21 protein-coding genes are annotated in these 23879 nt (G+C 61.6%); 12 read left to right on the top strand and 9 right to left on the bottom strand.

Annotated elements, in window-relative coordinates; translation table 11 throughout:
- Positions 1-339 precede the first annotated feature (339 nt).
- Positions 340-1242 carry a DMT family transporter gene (locus ELH03_RS15785; RefSeq protein WP_130766501.1) on the top strand — a complete coding sequence of 301 codons (903 nt, stop codon included), beginning with the start codon at positions 340-342 and terminating at the stop codon, positions 1240-1242.
- Between the two features lie 158 nt (positions 1243-1400).
- On the opposite strand, the gene ELH03_RS15780 is transcribed toward ELH03_RS15785, so the two are convergent.
- The 3 genes from ELH03_RS15780 to ELH03_RS15770 form a co-directional block, all read right to left on the bottom strand.
- A complete protein-coding gene (locus ELH03_RS15780; protein ID WP_128412332.1) occupies positions 1401-3134 on the bottom strand; it encodes a DEAD/DEAH box helicase in 1734 nt (577 codons plus the stop codon).
- A gap of 247 nt (positions 3135-3381) precedes the next feature.
- Positions 3382-4497, bottom strand: a complete 1116-nt coding sequence (locus ELH03_RS15775; RefSeq protein ID WP_130766500.1) for a DNA alkylation repair protein — start codon at positions 4495-4497, stop codon at positions 3382-3384.
- 153 nt (positions 4498-4650) lie between these two features.
- Positions 4651-5679: a LacI family DNA-binding transcriptional regulator gene (locus ELH03_RS15770; protein WP_130766499.1), complete on the bottom strand. Its 1029-nt coding sequence runs from the start codon at positions 5677-5679 to the stop codon at positions 4651-4653.
- 159 nt (positions 5680-5838) lie between these two features.
- Here ELH03_RS15770 and ELH03_RS15765 point away from each other — a divergent pair, with 159 nt between their 5' ends.
- Positions 5839-6786 (top strand): dihydrodipicolinate synthase family protein, encoded by a 948-nt coding sequence (locus tag ELH03_RS15765; protein WP_164902073.1) that lies wholly within the window; start codon positions 5839-5841, stop codon positions 6784-6786.
- Between the two features lie 197 nt (positions 6787-6983).
- On the top strand, positions 6984-8369 hold the full coding sequence (locus ELH03_RS15760; RefSeq protein WP_130766498.1) for an MFS transporter: 1386 nt from the start codon (positions 6984-6986) through the stop codon (positions 8367-8369).
- A gap of 230 nt (positions 8370-8599) precedes the next feature.
- On the opposite strand, the gene ELH03_RS15755 is transcribed toward ELH03_RS15760, so the two are convergent.
- A complete protein-coding gene (locus ELH03_RS15755; protein WP_003561784.1) occupies positions 8600-8908 on the bottom strand; it encodes a hypothetical protein in 309 nt (102 codons plus the stop codon).
- 318 nt (positions 8909-9226) lie between these two features.
- Between ELH03_RS15755 and ELH03_RS15750 the strand changes: the two genes are divergently transcribed.
- The gene (locus tag ELH03_RS15750; protein ID WP_130766497.1) at positions 9227-12574 is read left to right on the top strand and encodes a response regulator; all 3348 of its coding nucleotides are present in this window, start codon (positions 9227-9229) and stop codon (positions 12572-12574) included.
- On the opposite strand, the gene mnmC2 is transcribed toward ELH03_RS15750, so the two are convergent.
- Positions 12568-13311: a tRNA (5-methylaminomethyl-2-thiouridine)(34)-methyltransferase MnmC2 gene (gene mnmC2, locus ELH03_RS15745; protein WP_130766496.1), complete on the bottom strand. Its 744-nt coding sequence runs from the start codon at positions 13309-13311 to the stop codon at positions 12568-12570. The genes ELH03_RS15750 and mnmC2 overlap by 7 nt on opposite strands.
- On the opposite strand from mnmC2, the gene ELH03_RS15740 reads away from it, so the two are divergent.
- From ELH03_RS15740 to ELH03_RS15705, 8 genes are all read left to right on the top strand, one after another.
- Complete coding sequence (locus ELH03_RS15740) at positions 13310-14488, top strand: NAD(P)/FAD-dependent oxidoreductase (RefSeq protein WP_130766495.1); 1179 nt, start codon at positions 13310-13312, stop codon at positions 14486-14488. The two genes, mnmC2 and ELH03_RS15740, sit on opposite strands and share 2 nt — an antisense overlap.
- 114 nt (positions 14489-14602) lie before the next feature.
- A complete protein-coding gene (locus ELH03_RS15735) occupies positions 14603-15310 on the top strand; it encodes a DUF1045 domain-containing protein (protein WP_128402060.1) in 708 nt (235 codons plus the stop codon).
- Positions 15311-15425: 115 nt separating this feature from the next.
- Positions 15426-16349 (top strand): allantoinase PuuE, encoded by a 924-nt coding sequence (gene puuE / locus ELH03_RS15730; RefSeq protein ID WP_018446766.1) that lies wholly within the window; start codon positions 15426-15428, stop codon positions 16347-16349.
- On the top strand, positions 16349-16849 hold the full coding sequence (gene uraD, locus ELH03_RS15725) for a 2-oxo-4-hydroxy-4-carboxy-5-ureidoimidazoline decarboxylase (protein ID WP_128402059.1): 501 nt from the start codon (positions 16349-16351) through the stop codon (positions 16847-16849). Before puuE ends, uraD begins: the two co-directional genes overlap by 1 nt.
- The gene (locus ELH03_RS15720; protein WP_105006965.1) at positions 16846-17208 is read left to right on the top strand and encodes a HepT-like ribonuclease domain-containing protein; all 363 of its coding nucleotides are present in this window, start codon (positions 16846-16848) and stop codon (positions 17206-17208) included. Before uraD ends, ELH03_RS15720 begins: the two co-directional genes overlap by 4 nt.
- Positions 17209-17213: 5 nt before the next feature.
- On the top strand, positions 17214-17714 hold the full coding sequence (locus tag ELH03_RS15715; RefSeq protein WP_130659200.1) for an ureidoglycolate lyase: 501 nt from the start codon (positions 17214-17216) through the stop codon (positions 17712-17714).
- Positions 17711-18067 carry a hydroxyisourate hydrolase gene (gene uraH, locus ELH03_RS15710; RefSeq protein WP_003541961.1) on the top strand — a complete coding sequence of 119 codons (357 nt, stop codon included), beginning with the start codon at positions 17711-17713 and terminating at the stop codon, positions 18065-18067. The genes ELH03_RS15715 and uraH overlap by 4 nt, the downstream gene beginning before the upstream one ends.
- 3 nt (positions 18068-18070) lie before the next feature.
- Positions 18071-18811 (top strand): metallophosphoesterase family protein, encoded by a 741-nt coding sequence (locus ELH03_RS15705; protein WP_130659199.1) that lies wholly within the window; start codon positions 18071-18073, stop codon positions 18809-18811.
- Between the two features lie 131 nt (positions 18812-18942).
- On the opposite strand, the gene ELH03_RS15700 is transcribed toward ELH03_RS15705, so the two are convergent.
- The 4 genes from ELH03_RS15700 to ELH03_RS15685 form a co-directional block, all read right to left on the bottom strand.
- Positions 18943-20697 (bottom strand): flotillin family protein, encoded by a 1755-nt coding sequence (locus ELH03_RS15700; RefSeq protein ID WP_018073861.1) that lies wholly within the window; start codon positions 20695-20697, stop codon positions 18943-18945.
- Positions 20694-21341 carry an OB-fold-containig protein gene (locus ELH03_RS15695; protein WP_128412319.1) on the bottom strand — a complete coding sequence of 216 codons (648 nt, stop codon included), beginning with the start codon at positions 21339-21341 and terminating at the stop codon, positions 20694-20696. The genes ELH03_RS15700 and ELH03_RS15695 overlap by 4 nt, the downstream gene beginning before the upstream one ends.
- Before the next feature lie 5 nt (positions 21342-21346).
- Complete coding sequence (locus ELH03_RS15690) at positions 21347-22504, bottom strand: PspA/IM30 family protein (RefSeq protein ID WP_128412320.1); 1158 nt, start codon at positions 22502-22504, stop codon at positions 21347-21349.
- A gap of 130 nt (positions 22505-22634) precedes the next feature.
- Positions 22635-23777: an alpha-hydroxy acid oxidase gene (locus tag ELH03_RS15685; protein WP_128412321.1), complete on the bottom strand. Its 1143-nt coding sequence runs from the start codon at positions 23775-23777 to the stop codon at positions 22635-22637.
- Between the last annotated feature and the right edge of the window lie 102 nt (positions 23778-23879).

Here is a 23879-nt window from a genome sequence, read left to right as displayed (position 1 = left end):
TTGAATACAACGCAAATGGCAATGCAAGAACCATGCGCAGTTCGAGGAAAAGATTTTGCGCTGCGGGAAACGGGTGAAAATCTGGGCATTTAAAGTGATGCGATGCGGCATGACTGATTACCGATCCGCAGGCTTGGGCAAAATATGGGCATGTGATCGTTTTTCGTTCGGCCAAGGCGATCGAATATGGTCATGTGTGCGGGGCTCGCTGCCCTGCGTAGTAACCGCCATTGGGTCGCTGCATAAGCGCAATTTCAGATAAGCATCAACGATTCGCTTTTGACCGTAGCCGCCGCGTGGGGCTATCAGCACGGCGACCCTCTATCTCTCGAGCAGCCCATGTCCCTCGATCGCCTTGCCCCCGCCGTTTTCGTCCTCCTCTGGTCCACGGGCTGGGTGGTGGCGAAATACGCCTCGCTGCATTCCGAGCCCTTCACCTTTCTTTCGATACGCTATGCGCTGTCGGCGGCGGCATTTCTAGCGCTCTGCCTGGCGGTGCGGGCGCAATGGCCGAACAGCCGGGCGGCGGCGCTGCGCGCCGTCTATTCCGGCTTCTTCCTGCATGGTTTCTATCTCGCCGGTCTCTGGTGGGCGATCGCCAATGGCGTGCCGGCCGGCATATCGGGCATCATCGCGGCGCTGCAGCCGTTGCTGACGGCGATGGCAGCTCCCTTCCTTATCGGCGAGCGGCTGCAGCAGACACAGAAACTCGGCCTTGCTCTCGGCTTCATCGGCATTGCCATCGCCATTTCGCCGAAGCTGCTCGATCCGGCGACCGTCGATCTCACGCATGCCGCCCTGCCGCTGGCGATCAACCTGGTCGCCATGGCGTCCGTCACCTACGGCACGCTCTATCAAAAGAAGCACCTGCAATCCGGCGACCTCAGAACCATCGCGACCTTGCAATATATCGGCGCACTGATCCTCACCCTGCCGCTTTCGCTGATCTTCGAGCATCAGCATTTCGACGGCGCCGCGCAGGCCTATGGCGCGCTTGCCTGGTCGGTCTTCGGCCTGTCGATGGGCGGCGTCGGGCTGCTGCTTCATCTGATCCGTCGGGGCCAGGTGTCACGCGCCGCCTCGCTTATCTACCTGATGCCGCCAGCGGTCGCTCTCGAAGCCTTCATCGCCTTCGGAGAACCGCTGACCCTGCCGTTGATCGTCGGCACCGTGGTGGTCGTGACAGGCGTCTATCTCACGAACCGCAAGGCGTTCAGCGAGCATAGGCCTGCGGAGGTTTAGAGCGCCGTGCGTCCTTTCGGACGCACAAAGGACGCTCTAACTCTTTCAATCCTCGCATCGTGCTTTCCGAAAATCGATTCCGATTTTCGGGCCGATGCGCTAGATAACAAAAAGGCCGGAGATATCCCCGGCCTTTCCGTTTTTCAGTCGTTCAACGATCAGGCGCGTTCGCGGCGCTGGCCACCGCCGTTGCGGGAGCCGGAGCCACCGCGACGGTTGCCGCCGTTGCCGTCTCGGCGCGGTTCGCCGGCCTGGGCCTGCTGCGGGCCGCGGTCCTCGCCGTGCTTGCGGGCCGGACGGCCATGGGCGTGACGGCTGTTGCCGCGGTGATGACCGCTCGGCTCACCATTGGCATGGGCGCCGTGATGGGCCGGACGCTGTGGCTTTGCAGAGGAGCGGAAATCGGAGGTCGAGGCCAGATCGTTGTCGGGGCCGAGATCCGGGGTCGCTTCACCGCGGCGCTGACCGCGGAAATCCTCGTTGCGGCCGGTCGGGCGCTCCGGACGCGGGCGACGCTCCTCGCCGCCGGCGCGGACTTCGCTGCCTTCACCTTCGCGGCGCGGGCGGCGTTCCTGACGGTTGCCGCGATGCTCCGAGCGGTTCTGGTCGCCACGGCCTTCGCCACGACCCTGACCTTCGCGACCCTGGCCGCCATTGCGATTGCGGTTGTTGCCATTGCCGTTGGCACGGCGGGGTCCGCCGCTGATGTTGGCCGGCGGTTCGCCGCTTGCGACAGTGATGTCGATGCCCATCAGGCGCTCGATATCACGCAGCAGCTTGGCTTCGTCGGGAGCGCAGAAAGCGATGGCGATACCGTCGCGGCCGGCGCGTGCCGTGCGGCCGATGCGATGGACATAGGCGTCAGGCACCTCAGGCAGGTCGTAGTTGTAGACGTGGCTGACAGCAGGGATGTCGATGCCGCGGGCAGCGACGTCGGTGGCAATCAGCGTCTTGATGCTGCCGTCGCGGAAGGCCTTCAGCGCCCGTTCGCGCTGGCCCTGGCTCTTGTTGCCGTGGATCGAGGCAACGGAATAGCCGATGTTTTCGAGATGCTTCATCAGCTTCTCCGCACCGTGCTTGGTGCGCAGGAAGACCATGGCGCGGCCGTCAGGGTTTTCAGTCAGCGACTTGCGGAGCAGTTCCGTCTTGTCGTTCTTGCCGCCGACGAAATGGACGTACTGTTCGACCTTGTCGGCAGCCTTGCCGGGAGGCGTGACTTCGACCTTGACGGGATCGACGAGATATTCGCCGGCGAGATCGGCGATCGCCTTCGGCATGGTGGCCGAGAAGAGCATGGTCTGGCGCTTTTTCGGCACCATCTTGGCGATCTTGCGCAGATCATGCACGAAGCCGAGGTCGAGCATCTGGTCGGCTTCGTCGAGCACGAGGTAGCGGACCGTGGTCAGCGTGATCGCGCGGCGATTGATGAGGTCGAGCAGGCGGCCCGGCGTGGCGACGAGGATGTCGGTGCCCTTTTCGAGCTGAAGCTGCTGCTTGTTGATCGAGACGCCGCCGACGACGACGTTGATGCGCAGCGACGACTTGCGGATGAACTTCTTCAGGCTCTCGGCGATCTGGTTCACCAGTTCGCGGGTTGGGGCCAGGATCAGCGTCCGCGTCGTGCGGTTGTCGGGACGCCGTTCGTCGGCAAGCAGCTTTTCAATCAGCGGCAGGCCGAAAGCGGCGGTCTTGCCGGTGCCGGTCTGGGCAAGGCCGATCAGGTCGCGGCCTTCGAGGAGGAGGGGAATGGCATGTTCCTGGATCGGCGTCGGCGTTTCGATGCCGAGCTGGAACAAAGTAGCGACGATCGGCTTGGAGACACCAAGCGATTCAAAATTAGTCAAGGTATAACCTTTCGGGGCGCCACAATGACTATCGCCGGAACGCACCATGCGATCCGGTTTCATTCTGGCGTCAAGAACCCCGCGTGAAGTGGGAACTTGTGAGTTGGAAAAAGCTTTCCAGCGCTTCTGGCCGCTCATGGGGAGTGCGGCGCTCTATCGAAATGCGCTTTTGTCCCTTCTTCCTGCGTCTGTATTTTTCAGCAGGGGCACGCTCACGCGGCGGCCGGAAGGGTGAAAGCTGACCCGCATTTGGGCTAGTTCGCGTGGAAAGTCAAGTGCAGTGCACAAGAAAGCCTCAAGCTCGGTCAGGTGAGGGCATGACGAGGACAAAGCTTTGCGATGCGGTCTCCGCGCCGTTGACGAGGATGGCGATGCGATGTTCGCCTGGATAATAGCGTCGCGTCGTGATCGGCCGCATGGCGTGGCGGCGCCCAATTGTATGGCTTTGCCCCGGAGCGAGCATTATCGCCTTGCACTTGAAGACCTTGGGTGAGAGCGAACCGTCGCTCTTCACATGGTGAATGGCGTAGTCGATCATCAGCGACTGCGCGCGCTCGCCGGCGTTGGTCACCCGGATTTCGAAATCCAGCCCTTCGCCGAACATCACCTCTGCATTCCGGAGCCGCAGTTCGCATTCGAGCGAAGCGGCCGCGGCGAAGCCGAAATTGGCGAGCGCCTGCGCGTGGCCTTTCTTCAGAAGCGTGCGCGAGGCATGTTTCAGCAGCCAGCGGCGTTTGGATGAAGCACCGCCGATATGACTGGCGATGAAGGCGGCGACCAGGTCCGGGTGGTCCTTGGCGATGTCGTTCAGGCTGTTGGCCACGGAGCGGCGCACATAATCCTCCGGATCATCCATCAGCGCGGTCAGGATGGGCAGGATCGGCGCCGGATCCTTCACGAGCTGCGGCAGACGCATCGCCCAGGGCAGGCGCGGACGCGTTCCCTCGCTCGCCAGCCGTCGCACATGCTGATCGGGATCGTCGACCCAGCTTGAAATGATGGCCAGCGCGCGCTGCTGGTCGCGGTGGATAAAGGGGCGGATGCCGTATTCGGCTGTGAAATGCGGCGTCAGCGCCTTCAGGAGATCGAGACCGAGATCGAAATGATCGGGGCCGCGCGCGGCGATGAACTGGTTGACCGGCAGCAGCATCCAGCCGGAGAGCCCGGGCCTGTCGGGGGCGGGCAGGCTCGCCTTGAGCATGGCAGCGGCCTCCCGGAAATCACCGGGAAGGGTGGCAAACAGCGCGTCGCGGATCAGGGCCGAGCGCTCCATCAGCTCCAGCGCGGTGAGGCCCTCGGTCGCCAGCGTCACGAAGCGGTTTTTATCGAAAGTCGGCGCGTTGCCGGAAATGCGATCGGCCATATCGCCGACCAATGCCTCATGCAGCAGGTTCTTGAGCGGTTCCGGCATGCTGGTCCTTCCTCTCTATGCGGCCGCCGCATGCCGCCCTCATGAGGGCAGCATGGTCTGCGAAACATCTGGCCATTTGCTATCGGAGAATAGAGTGATCGCATCCACTCGAGCAATCGTGCGGAGATAGCGGGTGTGCGTGTGGCGCGAGCTTTAGCGTATCGGTGCCGTCGATTTCCTTGGAATGAGGGTTGGGGCCGAGATCCGGATACGCTCGTCGGCAGGGCTGTTGTCACCGGCAAGAAGATCAAGGGCGTTTGATGCAATTTGCTCAAACGGCACCCGCAACGTCGTGAGCGGCGTGGGGAGGTGGCTGACAATCGGAATGTCGTTATAGCCTACGATCGAGATGTCCTGCGGCACGGAAAGGCCAAGTTTCGTCAGTCCCGACAGGGCGCCGATGGCGGTATTGTCGTTGACGGCGAAAATAGCGGTTGGGCGCGGGCTAAGATGCATCAGTGTCTCGACGGCTACCGCACCGGACTCAATGCCGAATGTCGAGGGAACGATGTATGAGGGGTCTGCCTTCAATCCAGCTTCTTCCAGGGCGTGGCGGAAACCCTCCACTCGGCCCCGCGAACTGGAGGCATAGGATGGACCGGCAATGACGCCAATTCTGCGATGGCCGAGATCGAGGAGGTGACGGGCGGCGAGGTATCCACCGAGCCTGTCATCGCCGACCGACGAGAGGCTGTGGCCATCCGTCCGGAGTGCCAGGACATAAGGAATACCGCGTTTTGCCAGCTCGTCCGGAAAGTCATCGTCTTCCCGCGCTGTCGAAAGAATCAGACCATCGACACCGCGTTTCAGCAGAGACTCGGCCGCAAGCCGGTCTGCCTTTGGCTTGTCGTCGGTCGTTGCGACAATCGCGAAGCGGCCACTACGGCTGCAGGCCTTGGCCAGTGCTTCGTAAAGCATGGCCATAACCGTATCCGTCAACCTGGGCACAATCACCCCGATTGTCATTGTGTTGCCGCGCCTCAGGCTCGCTGCGGAAACATCCCGAACGTATCCGAGTTCTTCAGCAACCTTGCGCACGCGACGGGCGGTCTCGCTGTCGGAGCGCGGAAGCCTCTCGTCCAGTATGCGGGACACGGTAGACTTGGAGACACCGGCTGCGGCAGCGACGCCGTGAATAGTGATGCGGGTCTGCCCCGGAACTTCATCCGTCTTTGAATTCATTGAGCCTTTTCCATTCGAGTCGGCAATCGGCCGCCATTCTCAGCATGCACCAAAAAAGATATTGACTCCAGAGAATTCGAGAACGATAGTGGGAACGTTCCCGTAAACGATCCTATAGCGGTCGCGAGTGAACCGCGATTGCACGAAGGAGAGACCAATATGCAACCGATGGATATGCGCGGGCTGAGCCCGGCCCCCGTTACCGCTTTCACCCGCGACGGTGAAGTTGATCACAAAGCCAACGCCAAACTCGCCAAATGGCTGGTCTCGATGGAAGGCGTCAAAAGCCTCGTCATCCTCGGCCATGCCGGCGAGGGCACCTTCCTCACGGAAGAGGAGCGCCTTGCTCTCATCCGCACTTATGTTGAAGCGGTCGACGGTGCCGTTCCGATCATTGCCGGGATTACCGGTGAAGGCACGAAGGTCGCCGCTGAAGAGGCCAGGAAATGCAAAGCCGCGGGTGCCACCGGCGCACTCGTCTATCCCAACCACGGCTGGCTGCGTTTCGGCTTTCAGAAGGGAGCGCCTCAGGATCGCTACAAGGCAATCTGGCAGGAGTCTGGTCTCCAGTGCATCCTGTTCCAATATCCCGACGCCACCAAGGCATCATACGATCTCGAAACGCAGCTTGCGATTGCCACACAGGAAGGCGTCGTCGCCACCAAGAACGGCGTGCGCAATATGAAGCGCTGGTATGTCGAAATTCCGGAGCTGAAGAAGGCCAATCCAAAGCTGCAGGTTCTGAGCTGCCACGATGAATGGCTGCTGCCAACCATGTTCGATGTCGACGGTCTGCTCGTCGGTTATGGCAATATCGCGCCCGAGCTGCTCATCGACCTGATCAAAGCTGGCAAGGCGCAGGACTATCCGGAAGCGCGCAAGATCTTCGAGCGCCTTCTTCCGGTGACGCGTGCCGTCTATCACCGCGGCTCTCATATGGAAGGCACCGTGGCCCTGAAACTTGGCCTCGTGCACCGCGGTATCCTTGACCACGCCACGATCCGCGAACCGCTGAAGAGCCTTGGCGAAAAGGCCGAAGCGGAGATCTTTGCGGCCTTCGACGCCGCCGGTATCGGTCGCGTTGACCAGCTGCTGGCTGCCGAGTGACCTCTTTGACGCCCCTGCGCAGGTCGCAGGGGCGCATTCCCAAGGGAGGAGGAAACCATGGAAACCCGCCGAGGCAGACTTGAACGTCTTTGAAGGCCATTGCTCTGACAGGACGAACTGACGCGCAGTAGCAACCATCAAGCAGGAGCGCCCCTGGCCGGGAGAGTGGTAGGCCACGGGGCGAGAAGGAGGAACCAATGAATGTCATGCAGCCTATACCGGCTGAGACGGCGAATGCCGCTGATCCTCAGGCCGAAATCAGCGCTCGTCTGGAGCGCCTTCCCATCACCCGCGAGGTATTCTGGGCGCGTAATATCGTCGGCGCCGCAACGTTCTTCGATGGCTACACGGTCATCGCCATCGCTTATGCAATGCCCGTCCTCGTCCGCGAGTGGGGCCTGACTCCCTCTCAGACCGGCATGATCCTGTCGATGGGCTATCTGGGACAGTTGATCGGTGCGATCCTGTTTGGCTGGCTTGCCGAGAAGGTCGGCCGGCTGAAAGTTCTTCTGTTCACGATCCTGCTCTTCGTCAGCATGGATGTCGCATGCCTGTTCGCTGCCGGGGCCGGCATGATGATGGCCTTCCGTTTCGTCCAGGGGATCGGCACGGGCGGCGAGGTTCCGGTCGCCAGCGCCTATATCAACGAGTTGATCGGGTCGAAGGGGCGCGGCAAGTTCTTCCTCCTCTATGAGGTCATGTTCCTGCTGGGCCTCGTCGGCGCCGGGCTGATCGGCTACTTCATGGTACCGGTTTACGGCTGGAAGGCGATGTTCGTCGTCGGTCTCGTTCCCGCAATCATCATGATTCCTCTGCGCTGGTTCTTGAAGGAATCACCGCGTTGGCTGGCTGCCAACGGCCGCTATAGCGAAGCAACCGCTATCGTCACCCGCATGGAAGAGAGTGCTCGCGCAGCCGGCAAGGAACTGCCCGAGCCGAAGCTCATCCAGGCGCCGGTCCGCCGCAAGTCGGACTGGCGCGAGCTCTTCCAGGGCATTTACCTGAAGCGGACGCTTTCCATCTGGGCAATGTGGTTTACCGCCTATACGGTGGCCAATGGTACGATCACCTGGCTGCCGACCCTGTATCGACAGGTCTTCAATCTGCCGCTTCAAACCAGCATCTTCTATGGTTTCCTGACGTCGGTCGGCGGCGTGATCGCCGCTGTCATCTGTGCGCTGCTCATCGACAAAGTGGGACGCAAGCGCTGGTACACGGGTGCGCTGCTTCTTGCTCCCGTGCCACTGCTGGCTCTCGCATGGCTCGGCGCGACCTCTCCCATCCAAGTTCTGGTTCTTGCCGGCCTCGCTTATGCGATTGTCCAGACCGTCACATTCTCCCTGTACCTGTACTCGGCAGAGATCTACCCGACGCGCCTCAGGGCACTGGGAACAGGAACCGGCAGCGCCTGGCTTCGCTTGGGATCATCGGCCGGTCCGATCCTCGTCGGCACGGTGATGTCTTCCATGGGCATCCAGTATGTCTTTGCGAGCTTCGCAGCCATTCTGATCGTCGGTGCGATCATCACGGTGTTGTTTGCGGTCGAAACCAAGGATCGCGTGCTGGAGGAGCTTTCTCCGTAACGGTTGAAAATGCGATCTTATCGGCTTTGAGCTGGCGGATGAAATCCGCCAGTTTCTTTTTGATTGCCGTTCCGGCTATTGCATCATTCCTCAAACCGGAATCGATTTAAGGATAAAATTATGCAGCAATTCAAAGCGTTACAGCGTCCTCTGCGCGTCTGAAAAGACGCGCGGCGCTGTAATTTGACCGGCGCCGACGGGAGGTCAAGCGACGCCGGATGCGGTTTCCGCTATCGCTGGCAAACTTTGACGCGATAGGGATTGCCCCAATCGTCGTGCAACCATTCGAAGTGGCAATAGTCCGGCCGATAGTAAGTCCGGTAAACGGGGTAGGGGCGGTAAGCGGGATAGGCGGGATAGACCGGGTAGGCGGGACGGGCGGCCTCCGACAGCAGGGCGCCGCCGACGACGCCGGCGGCAAGGCCGCCCCAGAAGGCATCGCGTGGACGGGCATCGGCGGTGGTGGCGGTGGCGAGCGAGGCGCCGGCGAAGGTCAGGGCGATCAGGCCCGTCGCCATGGTCTTATGAAGAACGGACATGGTATTTTCCTTTCATGGGCATGGCTTTCATAAAGCCAAGCCCAGACTCGGCCCGGATCGCGGCGGCGCAATGGCCGCGCAAGCGGTTTCGGCATTAAATTTTCGTCATGATTTCAAGGGATCCCGACGTCGAAATGAATTATTGCGGGCGTCTTTTCAGTCTCGTGCAAGCCGGGGCTGGTAATCCCGTATTATCTTCAGCTTGGTGAGCCGGCTCGTAAAATTCCGCTGTCGAAATTTATGGTTAAAACCTTGTTAAAAGCCTTGGCGTTATAGTTTTTGTAGTCGATATTTCATTCATTGCGGGAGCGATATTTTTTGAAATCAGCCGGGGAACTTCTGGAGTTGGCTTGCCGCCGGATCGCTGATCTGGATACCCCGGCCTATGTCAAGAACAGCGAGTTGCGCTATGTCGCCGTCAACGAGGCCTATGCCCGTTTTCTAGGTCGCGAAATCTCCGATTTCATCGGCAGGCGCAGCCGCGAGCTCCTCGACCGTCCTGAGGAAGAGGATCGTGAGGACAAGGAGCGCCGCGCGCTGGTATTCGGCACTGAGGAAAACGCAATCTGCTTCGATGCGGCGGGCCTCAGCCATGAACGCATCCAGATAGAAAGCTTTTCGCCATCGCTGGACCGGGCCTACGTGCTCGGCATTTTCGAAGTGCGAGCACCGCCGCGCCGCGCCGCGGACGACAGCGATTTCGCCCGCGTGCGTGAGGCGCTGGAACAGCTCGACCATCCGATCGGCATCTTTGCCGAGGATGGCCGGCCGCTGGTCGTCAACGCCGCCTATCGCAACGACGCAAAGCCTGCAGCTGTCAGCGAGACGGCGTGGCACGAGAGCGTCAATGAGCTCGACCTGCTGCGGACCATCCTGGAGGACCTCCCGGTCGCAGCCTTCGTGCGCGACGAGAAGCATCGCCTCGTCTATGCCAATCAATATTACGAAACCTTCAGCGGCCATAGCCGTTCTCGGGTCCTGGGGATGACCGAACACGAAATGTTCGGTGCGGAAGGGGGCGAGGCGATCTACCAGGAAAACCTGCTGGCGTTGGAGGGAGGCAAGTCGAAGGAGATCGAAAGCCTGCTGCCGAGCAAGGACGGCCATATCTATTCCGTCCTCTCGCGCGTCAACCGCGTCGTGACAGCGGATGGTCGGCCCTATGTCGTCGGCTCCTTTTCAGACATCTCGCCACTCAAGGAACGAGAGAAGGCGCTGATCGAGGCGCAGCAGCACAAAGAGGTGCTGCACCGGGATATCGAGAATATCCTACGCTCGCTTCCGATCGGCGTGTTGATCCTCGATAACGACCACCGGATCCTCTCCGTCAACGACGAGTTCTACAGCATCTGGGAATTGCCGCTCGACGATCCCTTCGACGGCCGCCCCTTCATCGACGTCATCCGCCGCAATTATGAGCTCGGTCGCTACGACGGCACACAGACGCCCGAGGAGATCTACGCTTTCCGCAAGCACCTGTTCGAAACCGAGGAGCCCGAGCCGATCGAGCTCGGCTGGGCGGGTGGCAAATCCGTCATTTTCGACAGCCGCCGTATCTCAAACGACCGGATCCTGCTCACCTATGCCGACATCACGGCCGTGCGTGAGCGGGAAAACGAAGTCCACGAGGCCCGCGCCGCGCTGGAGCATCTCGGCGAATTGATGCGCGACGCGACACACGCCATGCCGCAGGGCCTCGCCATCGTCCAGGACGGCATTATCAGGATGTCTAATGAGGCGCTGGCTCATATCCTGGAAATTCCCGCCACCTATATCGAGACCGGGCAAGGTTGGCTCGGCATGTTCGAGTTCTGCGCTGCGCGCGGCGACTTCCACGAGGACGCGGCCGAGATTCTGCAGGGTTGGCGCGACAATATCGCGGCCAGGTTGCCGATCTCCACGGCTTTCCATGTCGGCGGCGAGCGCTGGGTGAACATGGATGCGACGGTCAGCCGGGGACAGCATTGGGTGGCGCTTTTTACCGATGTCACCGAACTCAAGAGCCGCGAAGAGGAACTGCGCCAGCTGCTGTCGCGCGCCGAAGCCGCCGACCGCGCCAAGTCCGAATTCCTCGCCAATATGAGCCACGAGATTCGCACACCGATGAACGGCGTGCTTGGGATGGCGGAACTGCTTGCCAAGACCAATCTCGATACGCGCCAGAAGACCTTCGTCGATATCATCGTCAAGTCGGGCAATGCGCTGCTGACGATCATCAACGATATCCTCGACTTCTCGAAGATCGATGCCGGGCAGATGAAGCTGCGCAAAGCCGCCTTCGATATCACCGAAGCGGTGGAGGACGTAGCGACACTCTTGTCCTCGCACGCGGCCGAGAAGAACATCGAGCTCCTGGTGCGAGCCGCGCCCGATTTGCCCGCTGCGGTCATTGGCGACGCCGGGCGCTTCCGCCAGATCGTCACCAATCTCGTCGGCAACGCCGTCAAGTTCACCGAGCGCGGCCATGTCTTTGTCGATGTCGGCTTCCAGCCGGCCGCCGGCGGCGAGATCATGGCCAGAATCCGCATCGAGGATACTGGTATCGGCATTCCGTCGGAGAAGCTCGAATCGGTCTTCGACAAGTTCTCGCAGGTGGACGCCTCATCGACCCGGCGGCATGAGGGTACGGGCCTCGGTCTTGCGATCACCGCCGGGCTCGTCGACCTCTTCGGCGGTTATCTCAATGTCGAGAGCGAATGGGGCAAGGGTTCGGTCTTCACCGTCAACCTGCCGTTTGCGGTCGCGGCCGCCCGCCTTGAGCCGAAGCCGTTGCCGATCAATGTGCAGGGTGCGCGCATCCTCGTCGTCGACGACAATGAGGTGAACCGGCGAATCCTGACCGAACAGCTGTCTCTTTGGGGCTTCGACGGCGTGGCCGCCGAAGGCGGCGGTACCGGTCTTGCGATTCTGGAGGCGGCGGCCAATCTCGGCGTCACCGTCGATGCCGTCGTGCTCGATTATCACATGCCCGATATGAACGGTGCCGATGTCGCGCGCAGGCTACGAGCCGATCCCCGCTTCGTCGAACTGCCGATCATCTTCCTGACGTCGATGGATATTTCCGGCACGGAAAAGGAATTCGCGGCGCTGAACGGCCACGCGCATCTGATGAAGCCGGCGCGCGCCAACGTGCTGCGCAACACGGTCGTCGAGGTGGTGCGCGCCAGCCGCGTCAAGCAGGCATCCGAGGCCGAGATTGCCCGGCTGCAGACGGAAGTGGCCGTGCCGGCGCCCGCGCCCGCGCCGCAGAAGCGGGCCGTTGAATTCGTCGACGTGCTCGTCGCCGAGGACAACGAGGTCAACCAGATCGTCTTCACACAGATCCTGCAAGGCACGGGTCTTTCCTTCCTCGTCGTCGACAATGGCGAGGAGGCGGTCGCCGCCTGGGAGCGGCATACGCCGCGCATTATCATGATGGACGTCTCGATGCCCGTCATGAACGGCCATCAGGCGACCCAGACGATCCGCGCGCGCGAACAGAGGCAGGGGCACCGGGTGCCGATCATCGGCGTCACCGCCCATGCGCTCGAAAGCGACCGCGAGCTCTGCCTCGATGCCGGCATGGACGACTACATGTCGAAGCCGATCAGCCCCGAGCTGCTCGAGGAAAAAATCCGCCAGTGGCTCGGAACGAGCGAGCAGCAGCCGGAGCGCACCAGCTACTGATCTGCGCGCTGACCGGGGGATGCCTTGATGCCGCAGAGCATTTCGCGTTTGCCGGCAAAGCCCTTGCGGCGCTCGACGGCAAAACCCGCGGCGATGAGATTGCGGCGCACGAAACCGGCAGCCGCATAGGTGGCGAAAGTGCCGCCGGTTGCGCTTTTCTCGCAGACGAGCCGCATCAGTTCCTCCGACCACATATCACTGTTGCGCGACGGGGCGAAGCCGTCGAGATACCAGGCGTCGAAGTCGTCTTCGGCTGCCGCGACCCCGTCCAAGGCATAGCCGCATACGATGCTGAGCGTCGTCTGGGCATCGAGATCGAGCTCAACGATGCCATCAGGCGCTTGCGGCCACGCCGCCGTCAGCGCCTCGCGTTCGGCATCGATTTCCGGCCAGTGCGACAGCGCCCGGCCGATTTCTTCGCCGCGCATCGGGTGGAGTTCGAAGGAGGTGAAATGCAGGTGCTGGCCATCTACACGGTGGAGCTTCCATTGCCGCCAGGTTTCGGCGAAGTTCAGGCCGGTGCCGAAGCCGAGCTCTCCGATCCGGAATCTCTGCCGCCCGTTCCAGCGCTTCGGCAGGCCGTTGCCGGCGAGAAAAACGTGGCCGCATTCCAGCCGCCCATCGGTCTGGCAATAAAAATGATCGCCAAAGGCTGTCGAATAGGGCATATCGCCGTCGCGCCATTCGAGCGGCTGCGGCGCGCCCGCGCCAATCTGATCGGGGTTCACGTCTGTCATGGAAAAAGCCGATAGTCCTGCGCCGGTCTCAGGTCAATCGTCCTGCGAATTGCTGATCGTCGGCGGCGGCATAATGGGTCTCTGGGCGGCCGTCCATGCCGAGCGCCAGGGCATCCGTGCCCTTATTGCTGACGCCGGCAGGTTGGGCGAAGGTGCAAGCGGCGGCCTGCTCGGCGCGCTGATGCCGCATATGCCGGACCGGTGGTCGGAGAAGAAGCAGTTCCAGTTCGATGCGCTGGTCTCGCTCGAAGCCGAAATCACAGCGCTCGAAGCCGAGACCGGGCTTTCCGCCGGTTATAACAGGTCCGGACGGCTGATCCCGCTGCCGAAGCCGCATCTCAACAAAATAGCGCGCGGCCATTTCGAGGACGCTGAACAGCATTGGCGGGTGGGCGAGCGCCGCTTCCATTGGCATGTGCTCGACAGGCTACCGGTCAACGGCTGGATCGAGGCGTCTGCCGGCGAGAGCGGCTTCGTGCACGACACGCTCGCCGCCCGCGTTGCGCCCCGCTTACTGATCGCAGCGCTTATCGCCTTCCTGCGGCGGGCAAAGCATGTTCGTATCCTGGAGCATGCGACGGTTGCCGGCCTCGATCCTGATCGCGGCACGACCGAAATCAACGGTGAAACGATCGCTTTTAGTCACTGCATCCTGGCCGCCGGCCATCGCTCCTTTCCATTGCTGCAAGCGCTGACGCCGGGGCTGAAGCAACCGCTCGGCCAGCCGGTCAAGGGGCAGGCAGCCCTGTTGAAAGCCGATATCGACCCGGCGCTACCGACGATCTTTCTGGACGGGCTCTATGTCGTCGCGCATGAGGGCGGGCACGCGGCAATCGGCAGCACCAGCGAGAACCGTTTTGACGATCCCAGTTCGACCGACGCCCAGCTCGACGTGCTGATCGAGGCGGCGCGCGGCATCGTGCCGACGCTTCGCGACGCTCCCGTTGTCGAGCGCTGGGCCGGGCTTCGTCCGAAGGCGATCGACCGGGATCCAATGATCGGCCGCCATCCCTATCACCGGCGCCTGATCGCGCTGACCGGCGGCTTCAAGGTCAGCTTCGGCCTCGCCCACCGGCTGGCGGAGGCGGCGATATGTATCGTAGGCGATACAGACTGCGGATTTTTGCTGCCGGAAAGCTTCGCAATTTCAAGCCATATTGCGGCGGCTTCACGTTAAACGTGAATTAGGCGCCGCTGCGTTTCGTTATTCTGTCATGCAAATCACCTATCTGCTTGCGCATCGACAGCGCCGGATCTGAACGGCGCTCACTTCCTTGATGGAGGAAATTGCATGCGCTATGCCATTTGCTTCACGCCTCCGGCGAGCGATCCGCTGTCGCTCGTGGCCGCCAATTGGCTTGGCCGAAACGTGTTTTCGGGCGATATGATGGAGCCTCCGGCAGTTCGTGGCCTCGGCATTCACGAGATCGCCTTCCATACCGCCGTGCCGCGGCGCTACGGATTTCACGGGGTTTTGAAGGCGCCGTTCCACTTGTCCCGCGACATGCCCGAATCGCAACTCCTGCGCGATCTTATGCGTTTTTCCGGGACCTTCATTCCCTTCCAGATTCCGCGTATCGAAGTCGCCCGGCTCGGCAATTTCTACAGCCTGCTGCCGAGCACTCCCTGCGAGCAAATCCAGTATCTTGCTTCGGCGATCGTGCAGGAATTCGATCGTTTCCGCGCGCCGCTCAGCGAGGCCGAGATTGAACGCAGCGATCCGGACGGGCTGTCGGCGACGCAATTTGCCAATCTGCATCGCTGGGGCAATCCCTATGTGATGGAGGAGTTCCGCTTTCATATGCCGGTGACAGGCCCCGTCAACGCGATCGACATGCCGCGGATCGAGCCGGTGTTGCGAACGATCTTCGAGCCTGTCCTGAGCGAGCCTGTCACGGTTTCGAACGTGGCGCTGATGATCGAGGAGGGCACGGGCGGTCCTTTCCGCGTTCATTCGCTGCATCCGATGGGCAAGGTCAGCGCACGCAAAATCGCCTAAGGATGCTGATGAGCTAAAGCCTTATGCTGCAAAGGCAAAATCCGGCCGAGCAGTTTCCGTCTCGACATTCCGGCTGCGGATGCTACCGTTCCCCGTCTTTTCAGAAGGTGATTTGATGGTATCCGAGACTTATCCGCGCAATCTCGTTGGTTACGGGCGCCTGACGCCCGATCCGAAATGGCCGGACGAGGCACGCGTCGCCGTGCAGTTCGTCATCAACTACGAGGAGGGCGGTGAAAGCTCGATCCTCGACGGCGATCCGGCGTCCGAAAACCTGCTGTCGGAGATCGTCGGTGCGGCCGCCTGGCCAGGGCAGCGCAACCTCAACATGGAATCGATCTACGAATACGGTTCACGTGCCGGCTTCTGGCGGCTCTGGCGCATGTTCACCGATCTCAAGGTGCAGGCGACCGTCTACGGCGTGACGCTGGCGATGGCCCGCAACCCCGAGGCCGTCGCCGCGATGAAGGAGGCCGGCTGGGAAATCGCCAGCCACGGTTACCGCTGGCTGGAATACAAGGATTTTCCCGAAGATCTGGAGCGCAAGCATATCCTCGAAGCCGTGCGCCTGCACACCGAACTCACCGGCGAGCGGCCCTACGGCATGTATCAGGGCAAGCCTTCCGACAATACGCTTCGACTGGTGCAGGAGGAGGGCGGTTTCCTTTATTCCTCCGATTCCTACGCCGACGACCTGCCTTACTGGGTGAAGGGCGTCGACGGGAAACCCTTCCTGATCATCCCCTATACGCTCGAAACCAACGACATGCGATTTGCGACGCCGCAGGGCTTCAACGCCGGCGATCAGTTCTTCACCTATCTGAAGGACGCCTTCGATACGCTTTATGAGGAAGGCAAGGCGGGCAGCCCGAAGATGATGTCAGTCGGCCTGCATTGCCGCCTCGTCGGACGTCCCGGCCGGGCAGCGGCGCTGAAACGCTTCATCGAATATGTGCTGAAGCACGACAATGTCTGGATTCCACGCCGCATCGAGATCGCCGAGCACTGGCACAAGCACCATCAGCCGGAAGCGCTTTGATGGTGTCGCGTGACGATTTCGTCTCCCGCTTCGGCGGCGTCTTTGAACATTCGCCTTTTATCGCTGAGCGTGCCTATGACGCCGGTCCCGTGACGGAGCCGCTGACGGCGGCCGGCGTGCATGCCGCACTCGCCGCCGTCTTCCGCGCGGCAAGCCCTCGGGAACGTCTGGGCGTCTTGCGCGCCCATCCCGATCTTGCCGGTCGTCTGGCCATATCAGGCGAACTCACCGAGGACAGCAGGAAAGAGCAGGCCGGCGCCGGTCTCGATCGCCTGAGCCCGGCCGAGCATGCCCGCTTCACCGAACTCAATTCGGCCTATGTCGAAAAATTCGGTTTTCCCTTCATCATCGCCGTCAAGGGACTTGGCAAGGGTGACATCCTCTCGGCCTTCGAAACACGCATCGGCAACGGGCAGGATGAGGAATTCGCGACCGCGACGGCGCAGGTCGAAAAGATCGCGCTGCTGCGCCTCACATCGATGCTTCCGGAGGCTGAATGAGCGAGCGGCGCGCTGTCGATTATCTTAACGATATGCAAGAGGCGGCATCCGATGCGCTGCTCTTTGTCGGCGGAATGGATGGGGAGGCGTTCGCCGGGGATAAACTGATCTTCAAGGCGGTTGCCTTTTGCCATTTCACCATCGGGGCGGCGGCATCCCGTCTGCTGGTGACATATCCGGCATTTGCAACCGAGCATCCCGATTTGCCGTGGACGAAAATCTGCGGGACGGGCAACCGTATCCTCGACGACGTCTTCGATCTCGATCCATCCGAAATCTGGGAGGCGACGCAGCGCACGCTGCCGGAGCTTCTTGCCGCGATCGATGGCGTCCGCAACTGGCATGCCCAAGGCGAGTAAGGTAATTGACTGAGCTTCTCGACGTCCGCCCGCTCACCAGATCCACTTTTACGCCCTTCGGCGAGGTGATCGAAGCCGATCCGGCCTCGATGCGGCTGATCAATGGCGGCACAACGCAGCGTTTTCATGCGCTGGCCGCCGCTGAGGCGACGGGCGAGGGCGCACGCGTCGTCATCAACCTCTTTCGCGGCCAGCCGCGCAGCTTCCCCTATGGCGTCGCCATGATGGAGCGCCACCCTTTCGGCAGCCAGAGTTTCTCGCCGGTCTCGGGCCGTCCTTTTCTCGTCATCGTCTCCGAGGATGAGAACGGACGTCCGGGCAGGCCGCAGGTGTTTCTGGCGCGCGGCGACCAAGGTGTGAACTACCGCCGCAATGTCTGGCATCATCCGCTGATGGCGCTCGGCCAGGCCTCAGATTTCCTGGTCGTCGACCGCGAAGGGCCGGGCAACAATTTGGAAGAATACTTCTTCGACCCCCCCTATATCATCAAAGAGCCAGCCCCATGACCGGACTGACCACGCATGTTCTCGACACCGCCCTCGGCAAGCCGGCAGAGGGCCTGAGGATCGATCTTTTCCAGCTCGACGGCGAGATCCGCAGGCATTTGAAGACGGTCGAGACCAATGCCGACGGCCGGGTCGACGGTGGCCCCATCCTCATTGGCGAAAATTTTCGGGCCGGTACCTACGAACTGGTCTTCCACGCCGGCGATTATCTGAGGGCGAGCGGCACTCCGCTGCCGCATCCCGCTTTCCTCGATCTCGTGCCGATCCGCTTCGGTATTGCCGACGTCACGGCGCATTACCATGTGCCGTTGCTGATATCGCCTTATGGCTATTCCACCTACCGAGGGAGCTAAAAAATGCGGTTTGCGGCAATTGCCGATATCCATGGAAACCATCTGGCGCTCGAGGCCGTGCTTGCGGATATTCGCGCGCAGGGGATCGATGAGATCGTCAATCTCGGTGATTTCTTTAGCGGCCCGCTCGAGGCCGGCAAGACGGCAGACTTGCTGATGACGCTCGGCCTGACCTCGGTCCGTGGTAATCACGACCGCTACCTGATCGAACAGGACCCGGCGGCAATGCATGCTTCGGATGCGGCCGCTTACGGTCAATTGTCGTCGTCTCATCTTAATTGGATACGAAGCCTGCCGTTCGATACCGTCTATCGCGGTGAGATCTATCTCTGCCACGCAACGCCGAAGGACGACAATCTTTACTGGTTGGAATCGGTCTCGCCGGAGGGCTTCGTCTTCCTGAAGCCGATCGAAGCGATCGCGGCACTGGCCGAAGGCATCGACCTGCCGCTGATCCTCTGCGGCCACAGTCACATTCCCCGCGCTGTCCAGCTTTCCGACGGCCGCCTCATCGTCAATCCCGGCAGCGTCGGCTGCCCGGCCTATGACGACGAGCTGCCCTATTACCACAAGGTGGAAGCCGGCCATCCGCTGGCGAGTTATGCCATTCTGGAAAAGGCGGCTGTGGGATGGACATGGCAGTTCCGAACCGTCGCCTACGACTATATGGCGATGTCGGCACTGGCCGCCGAAAGGGGCCGTGCCGACTGGGCAGGCGCGCTGGCAACGGGTTGGGTGAGATAGAGCATGATGCCGAAAAGTGTGTGCGGTTTTCGGCATCATGCTCTAACTATTTAATTTAGAACAGGATTCAGATTTTAGGCCGAACCGGCCTAAAATCATCCTGTTCTAGTCCAGACCCGCTTGCGCGGCGATCAGTCCTTCTTTGGTGCCGGCTTCGGGGCCGGAGGGATGATCGTTTGTGTCGGGGCTGCGGCCGGTGTTGCCGGCTTTGCCGGGGCTGCGGCGGTTGCCGGTCTTGCCGGTTTTGCGCCATCGAGATTTCCAAGAAGGGATGAGATGGCATCGTCGCCGTCGAAGCCGGCTTCCTTCAGCAATTTGTCGAGGATCGGTTTATTCGCCTGATAGGAGAGGAGCTGGCTGGCCAGTCCTTCGCCGAGCCCGATGCCGTTTCCGCCGGTCGCTCCGTTTCCGCGGCCGAGCATGCCGCCGGTATCGAATATCCTGATATCGGAGATCTTCTCGATCGGCTTGACCGCCTCGGCGAGCGCCTGCGGAATGATGCGGATACGTTCGCGGGTGATCTCGAACTCGATGATAGCAGAGCTCAACTTGTTGCGCGCGTCGTTGAGTAATGCTTCGCTCTCGGCCGCGGCCTTGCCGGTTTCGAGAATGCCCTTGGCCTTGATGATCGCCGCATCCGCCTCGGCGGTTGCGAGCGTCTTGATGGCCTCGGCCTGGTCGCTTGCTGCCTGTTTTTCGGCCTCCGCGCCGACGGTGACGGCGGTTGCTTCCGTCTCGGCTTTCTTGCGCGCATCAATCACGGCAATCTGCTTTTCGCGTTCGGCAATCTCGATCGCCTTGGCGGTGCCGACTTTTTCCTCCGCCGCTATCGCCAGCGCGCGGGCCGTTTCAGCAGCCGCCTTCGCTTCGGATTCTTCACGGCTCTTATTGGCAACGGCGATCGCGCTCTCCTGTGCCACGATCTGGAGGTCACGCTTGGCTTCGGTTTCGCGTTGCTGGACGGCGCGGGCGGCGTCGATGTTGGCGCTTTCGCGAGCCTGCTTGGCGGATGCCTCGCGTTCGGCGATCGCCTGTTCGGAAGCGATGCGGGCTTCCTCCTCGGCGCGTTTTGCGGCCTGCTCCTGCTGCGCGGTCTCGGCGCGTGTCGCCGCGGATTTGTTGGCGATATCTCTTTCCTGGCTGAGTTCGGCCTCTCGCTTCGTCCGCTCGATGGTCAGCGATTGCTGGCGGGCCTCGAGATCCTTCTGGGCGATGGCGACTTCGGTGTCGCGAACGATCTCGTTCCGCTCCTTCTTGCGTCCCTCGGTGATGCGGGTCAATGCCGCTAGGCCTTGCGCGTCGAAGAAGTTGTTGGCGTTGAAGTGCTTGATATCGGTCTGGTCGAGGCGTGTCAGCGACACGGATTCGAGTTCGAGGCCGTTCGACTGGAGATCGGCGCCGACGGCTTCCTGGACGGCCTTGACGAAATCCATGCGCTGTTCCTGCAGCGCGTCGAGATTCATGGTCGCGGCCACCGAGCGGAGACCGTCGACGAATTTCGCCTCGATCAGGATGCGAAGCGCCTCGGCGTCATTGGTGCGATTGCCGAGTGTCTGCGCTGCAAGCGCAATCGAGGAGGCATCGGGTTTCACGCGCACATAGAACTCGGCGCCGATATCGACGCGCATGCGGTCTTTGGTGATCAGTGCATCGCCTTCGCCGCGGCGCACCTCGAGCCGCAACGTCTTCAGGTTGACCCGGGCGGTCGAATGGAAGATCGGCAGGACGACCGAACCGCCGTCGAGCACGACCTTCTGGCCGCCGAGACCGGTGCGCACATAGGCCTCATCGCGGCTGGAGCGCGTGTAAAGAGAGGCGAGGACAAAACCGATGCCGAAGATCAGAACAATCCCAATGCCGGCTGGTAGGATAACGTCGTACATCATTGCTGCTCCCTGAAAGATTGATTGTTCGCATCGGTGGGGTCGACCGGCGCGGGAATGGCGATAAACACATTTGCCTTGTGATCGACGAGAAGAACCGAAGCGCCGATCCCAAGCGGACCCTCGCCCTTGGCGGCTCGGGCTCGAAGCACATGCCAGTTTCCGTGCTGATCCTTGACACGGACGCGGCCCGGCAGTCCCTGATCGAGCGGGCCGATCGACACTTCGGCGGTCCGGCCGAGGAAGGCGTCGAGATCGACGGCATAGGTTTCGTCGTGCGGTACGAGCCGTGCCACGGTTCTGCTCGACGCCCTGACCATGGGGATGGTTGCCAGCGCGGCAGGAATGACAGCGATGAAGCTTGGCAGCGGCGCCCAGAAGGCGTTGGCGACGGCCTGCAAGGCAAACCCCGTCATCGCGAAGAAGCCGAGTGTCATCATCAGAAGAATCAGCAGGGGAACACCGCCGAGATTGAGCCAGGATAGGTATGCCAGGATGCCGTCATGGCCATGAACCTCCGGCTTTCCCAGAAATTCCGTCATCGAAAAACCCATGACCATCGCGAGCATCTCGATCGCGGTCAGACCTGCAAGCACGGCGGCGGCGATGGCAAAGGGCGCACATTCGGGAGCGAAGAGAAGGGCCATCGCCGTTACCGGTTATCCGCCTTGAAGCGTGCGAGGCGTGCCTCGATCGCCTGTTCGCGGTGCAGCCGATCGAGTTCGTCCAATTCGGAACTATGGGCATGCTCGCCAGTGGGAACCCCGGTCAGCCGAGAGACTGCCGCGGCAGCGCGGGCAGCATCTGCGCCCGGCGCGGGCTGGCTATGACCGGTTGCGGCCTGTTCGGGATGCCGGGCAATGCTGCGCTTGAAATCGGCAAGGCGAGCGTCCGCCTCGCGGCGCGTGGCGAGCACGGCCTGCAAGGCTTTCTGGCCTTCGTCCAGCTGTTCCCTGGCATCGGCCAGCGCCTTATCCAGAGCTGCGATCTGGGATTCGAGATCGATCTGGCGGGCAACGCCGGCCTTTGCCAGGTCATCCCGCTGAGACGAGACAGCGAGGCGGATCTTCTGGTCGAGCGCGCTCAGGTCTTCGACGATTTCGTCCCTGCGGCTCTGGATGCGATATTCCTCGGCGCGCGCCTTGCCGAGATCGGTGCGGGCCTCATCCGCCGCTGCATCGATCTCGCGGATCGCCTGTTCGATGACGGCGATCTTGTTTACGCCTTCCGCCTTGTCGACCGCCGCATTCGCGATGCCCGCGATCAGACGGCCCATGCGTGAGAGAATGCCTTCGTTCGTCATGTTTTCCTCCATCCGAGCGGAATTCGGCGTGACGCCGATGTGAATCTCGTAGCGATCCTGGCCTGCAACGAGGTAGGCCGGAAAAATACTCTCCCATCCCCTGGAATAACCCGCGACATCGAAGGGCACGGCAACACGTCCGTGCACCGTGGCGATCGTCAGGTCCGAGGGGCCTTTGATGGCGAAGAGCTTGTCATCGAGCGGCAGATGCGGCGGATCGGCGGTGACGCCGCGATTGGCGGCGAAATCGCGAAGGCCGAGCGTGACCAGCCGTGCCGGCAAGCCCGTCTGCTCGCGGACAGTTTCATAGGCAAGGTCATGCAGCACGACGAGATTGGCGCCCGTCCTGTCGGAGACGAGGCCGGTCAGGATTTCGATCATCCTGAGATAGGCGGCAATGGTGTCGTCCAGCGCCTGCCGGGCACTGTCGTCAGGCGCCAGCGTGTAGCGCAGCAGCGATGGATGCGGTGTCTTGCCTGTGGTTGCCATAGGTAAAACATAAAGCACCGCTTTTGTGCTTTCAAGAGGTCGCGCTAAAAATACAACCTAGGCTTAACGTGCGGTTAGAAGGACTGAGGCAGCGTCCAGTATCGAGATATTTGGGGAGCCGTTGCTACATGCGTCGCTAGCAGCAGGTTCACTGCCGTCCGGCGATGATCGACGAATTCACATCGTTGATGTCGCGCCTGCCGCAGAGCGCCATGGTGATGTCCATCTCCTTGCGGATGATGCCGAGTGCCAGCGATACGCCTTCCTTGCCCATGGCGCCGAGACCATAAAGGAAGGGGCGGCCGATATAGGTGCCCTTGGCGCCGAGTGCCACGGCCTTCAGCACGTCCTGGCCGGAGCGGATGCCGCCGTCGAGATGGACCTCGATGCGGTCACCGACGGCATCGACGATCTTCGGCAGCATGCTGATCGAGGAGGGGGCGCCGTCAAGCTGGCGCCCTCCGTGATTGGAGACGACGATCGCATCGGCGCCGGTGTCGGCGGCCGCCTTCGCATCCTCCGGATCGAGTATGCCCTTGATGATCAGGGGGCCGCCCCATTGTTCCTTGATCCAGGCGACATCCGCCCAGGACAGCCGTGGGTCGAACTGCTCGTGCGTCCATGCGGAGAGCGAGGCGATATTGGAGACATTCTTCGCGTGGCCGACGATATTGCCGAAGGTGCGTCGCTTGGTCTGCAGCATATCCAGGCACCAGAAGGGCCGGGTCGCCATCTGCCAGACATGTTTCGGCGTGAATTTCGGCGGCGCCGACAGGCCGTTGCGCAGATCCTTATGCCGCTGGCCGAGGATCTGCAGATCGGCGGTCAGCACCAGCGCCGAGCATTTGGCGGCCTTGGCGCGATTGATAAGGTTGAGGACGAAATCCTTGTCCCTCATCACGTAGAGCTGGAACCAGAAGGGGCGCGTCGTCACCGACGCGACGTCCTCGATCGAGCAGATGCTCATCGTCGAGAGCGTGAAGGGAACGCCGAACTCCTCGGCGGCGCGTGCCGCCAGCATCTCGCCGTCGGCATGCTGCATGCCGGTCAGTCCAGTCGGCGCCAGGGCCACCGGCATCGACACTTTCTGGCCGATCATCGTCGTTTCCAGCGTGCGGTCGGTCATGTCGACCATCACCCGCTGACGCAGCTTGATCTGACTGAAATCGCTCTCGTTCGCCGCATAAGTCGATTCCGTCCAGGCGCCCGAATCCGCATAGTCGAAAAACATCTTCGGCACACGGCGCTGTGCAAGCTTTTTCAGATCAGCGATGGTGAGCGGAGCGGCCATGAATTGAACCTTCACATCTGAATGCGACTATCGGCCATAACATGAATTTGGCAGGAGTGTTACGGGAAATTGGCCGTGCCGGGGAGCTTTCACGGTCCGATT

The sequence above is a fragment of the Rhizobium beringeri genome (assembly GCF_004306515.1).
Taxonomy (GTDB): Bacteria; Pseudomonadota; Alphaproteobacteria; order Rhizobiales; family Rhizobiaceae; genus Rhizobium; species Rhizobium beringeri.
This window is presented reverse-complemented; position numbering and strand designations above follow the sequence as displayed.

Coding starts and splice junctions, on each gene's coding strand:
- ELH03_RS15770 (WP_130766499.1), bottom strand. CDS start 5,679: ATGAATTCAAAGACGGATGAAGTTCCGGGGCAGACCCGCATCACTATT.
- puuE (WP_018446766.1), top strand. CDS start 15,426: ATGGTATCCGAGACTTATCCGCGCAATCTCGTTGGTTACGGGCGCCTG.
- ELH03_RS15755 (WP_003561784.1), bottom strand. CDS start 8,908: ATGTCCGTTCTTCATAAGACCATGGCGACGGGCCTGATCGCCCTGACC.
- ELH03_RS15775 (WP_130766500.1), bottom strand. CDS start 4,497: ATGCCGGAACCGCTCAAGAACCTGCTGCATGAGGCATTGGTCGGCGAT.
- ELH03_RS15785 (WP_130766501.1), top strand. CDS start 340: ATGTCCCTCGATCGCCTTGCCCCCGCCGTTTTCGTCCTCCTCTGGTCC.
- mnmC2 (WP_130766496.1), bottom strand. CDS start 13,311: ATGACAGACGTGAACCCCGATCAGATTGGCGCGGGCGCGCCGCAGCCG.
- ELH03_RS15705 (WP_130659199.1), top strand. CDS start 18,071: ATGCGGTTTGCGGCAATTGCCGATATCCATGGAAACCATCTGGCGCTC.
- ELH03_RS15720 (WP_105006965.1), top strand. CDS start 16,846: ATGAGCGAGCGGCGCGCTGTCGATTATCTTAACGATATGCAAGAGGCG.
- ELH03_RS15740 (WP_130766495.1), top strand. CDS start 13,310: ATGGAAAAAGCCGATAGTCCTGCGCCGGTCTCAGGTCAATCGTCCTGC.
- ELH03_RS15700 (WP_018073861.1), bottom strand. CDS start 20,697: ATGATGTACGACGTTATCCTACCAGCCGGCATTGGGATTGTTCTGATC.
- ELH03_RS15765 (WP_164902073.1), top strand. CDS start 5,839: ATGCAACCGATGGATATGCGCGGGCTGAGCCCGGCCCCCGTTACCGCT.
- ELH03_RS15685 (WP_128412321.1), bottom strand. CDS start 23,777: ATGGCCGCTCCGCTCACCATCGCTGATCTGAAAAAGCTTGCACAGCGC.
- ELH03_RS15695 (WP_128412319.1), bottom strand. CDS start 21,341: ATGGCCCTTCTCTTCGCTCCCGAATGTGCGCCCTTTGCCATCGCCGCC.
- uraD (WP_128402059.1), top strand. CDS start 16,349: ATGGTGTCGCGTGACGATTTCGTCTCCCGCTTCGGCGGCGTCTTTGAA.
- ELH03_RS15735 (WP_128402060.1), top strand. CDS start 14,603: ATGCGCTATGCCATTTGCTTCACGCCTCCGGCGAGCGATCCGCTGTCG.
- uraH (WP_003541961.1), top strand. CDS start 17,711: ATGACCGGACTGACCACGCATGTTCTCGACACCGCCCTCGGCAAGCCG.
- ELH03_RS15760 (WP_130766498.1), top strand. CDS start 6,984: ATGAATGTCATGCAGCCTATACCGGCTGAGACGGCGAATGCCGCTGAT.
- ELH03_RS15780 (WP_128412332.1), bottom strand. CDS start 3,134: ATGGTGCGTTCCGGCGATAGTCATTGTGGCGCCCCGAAAGGTTATACC.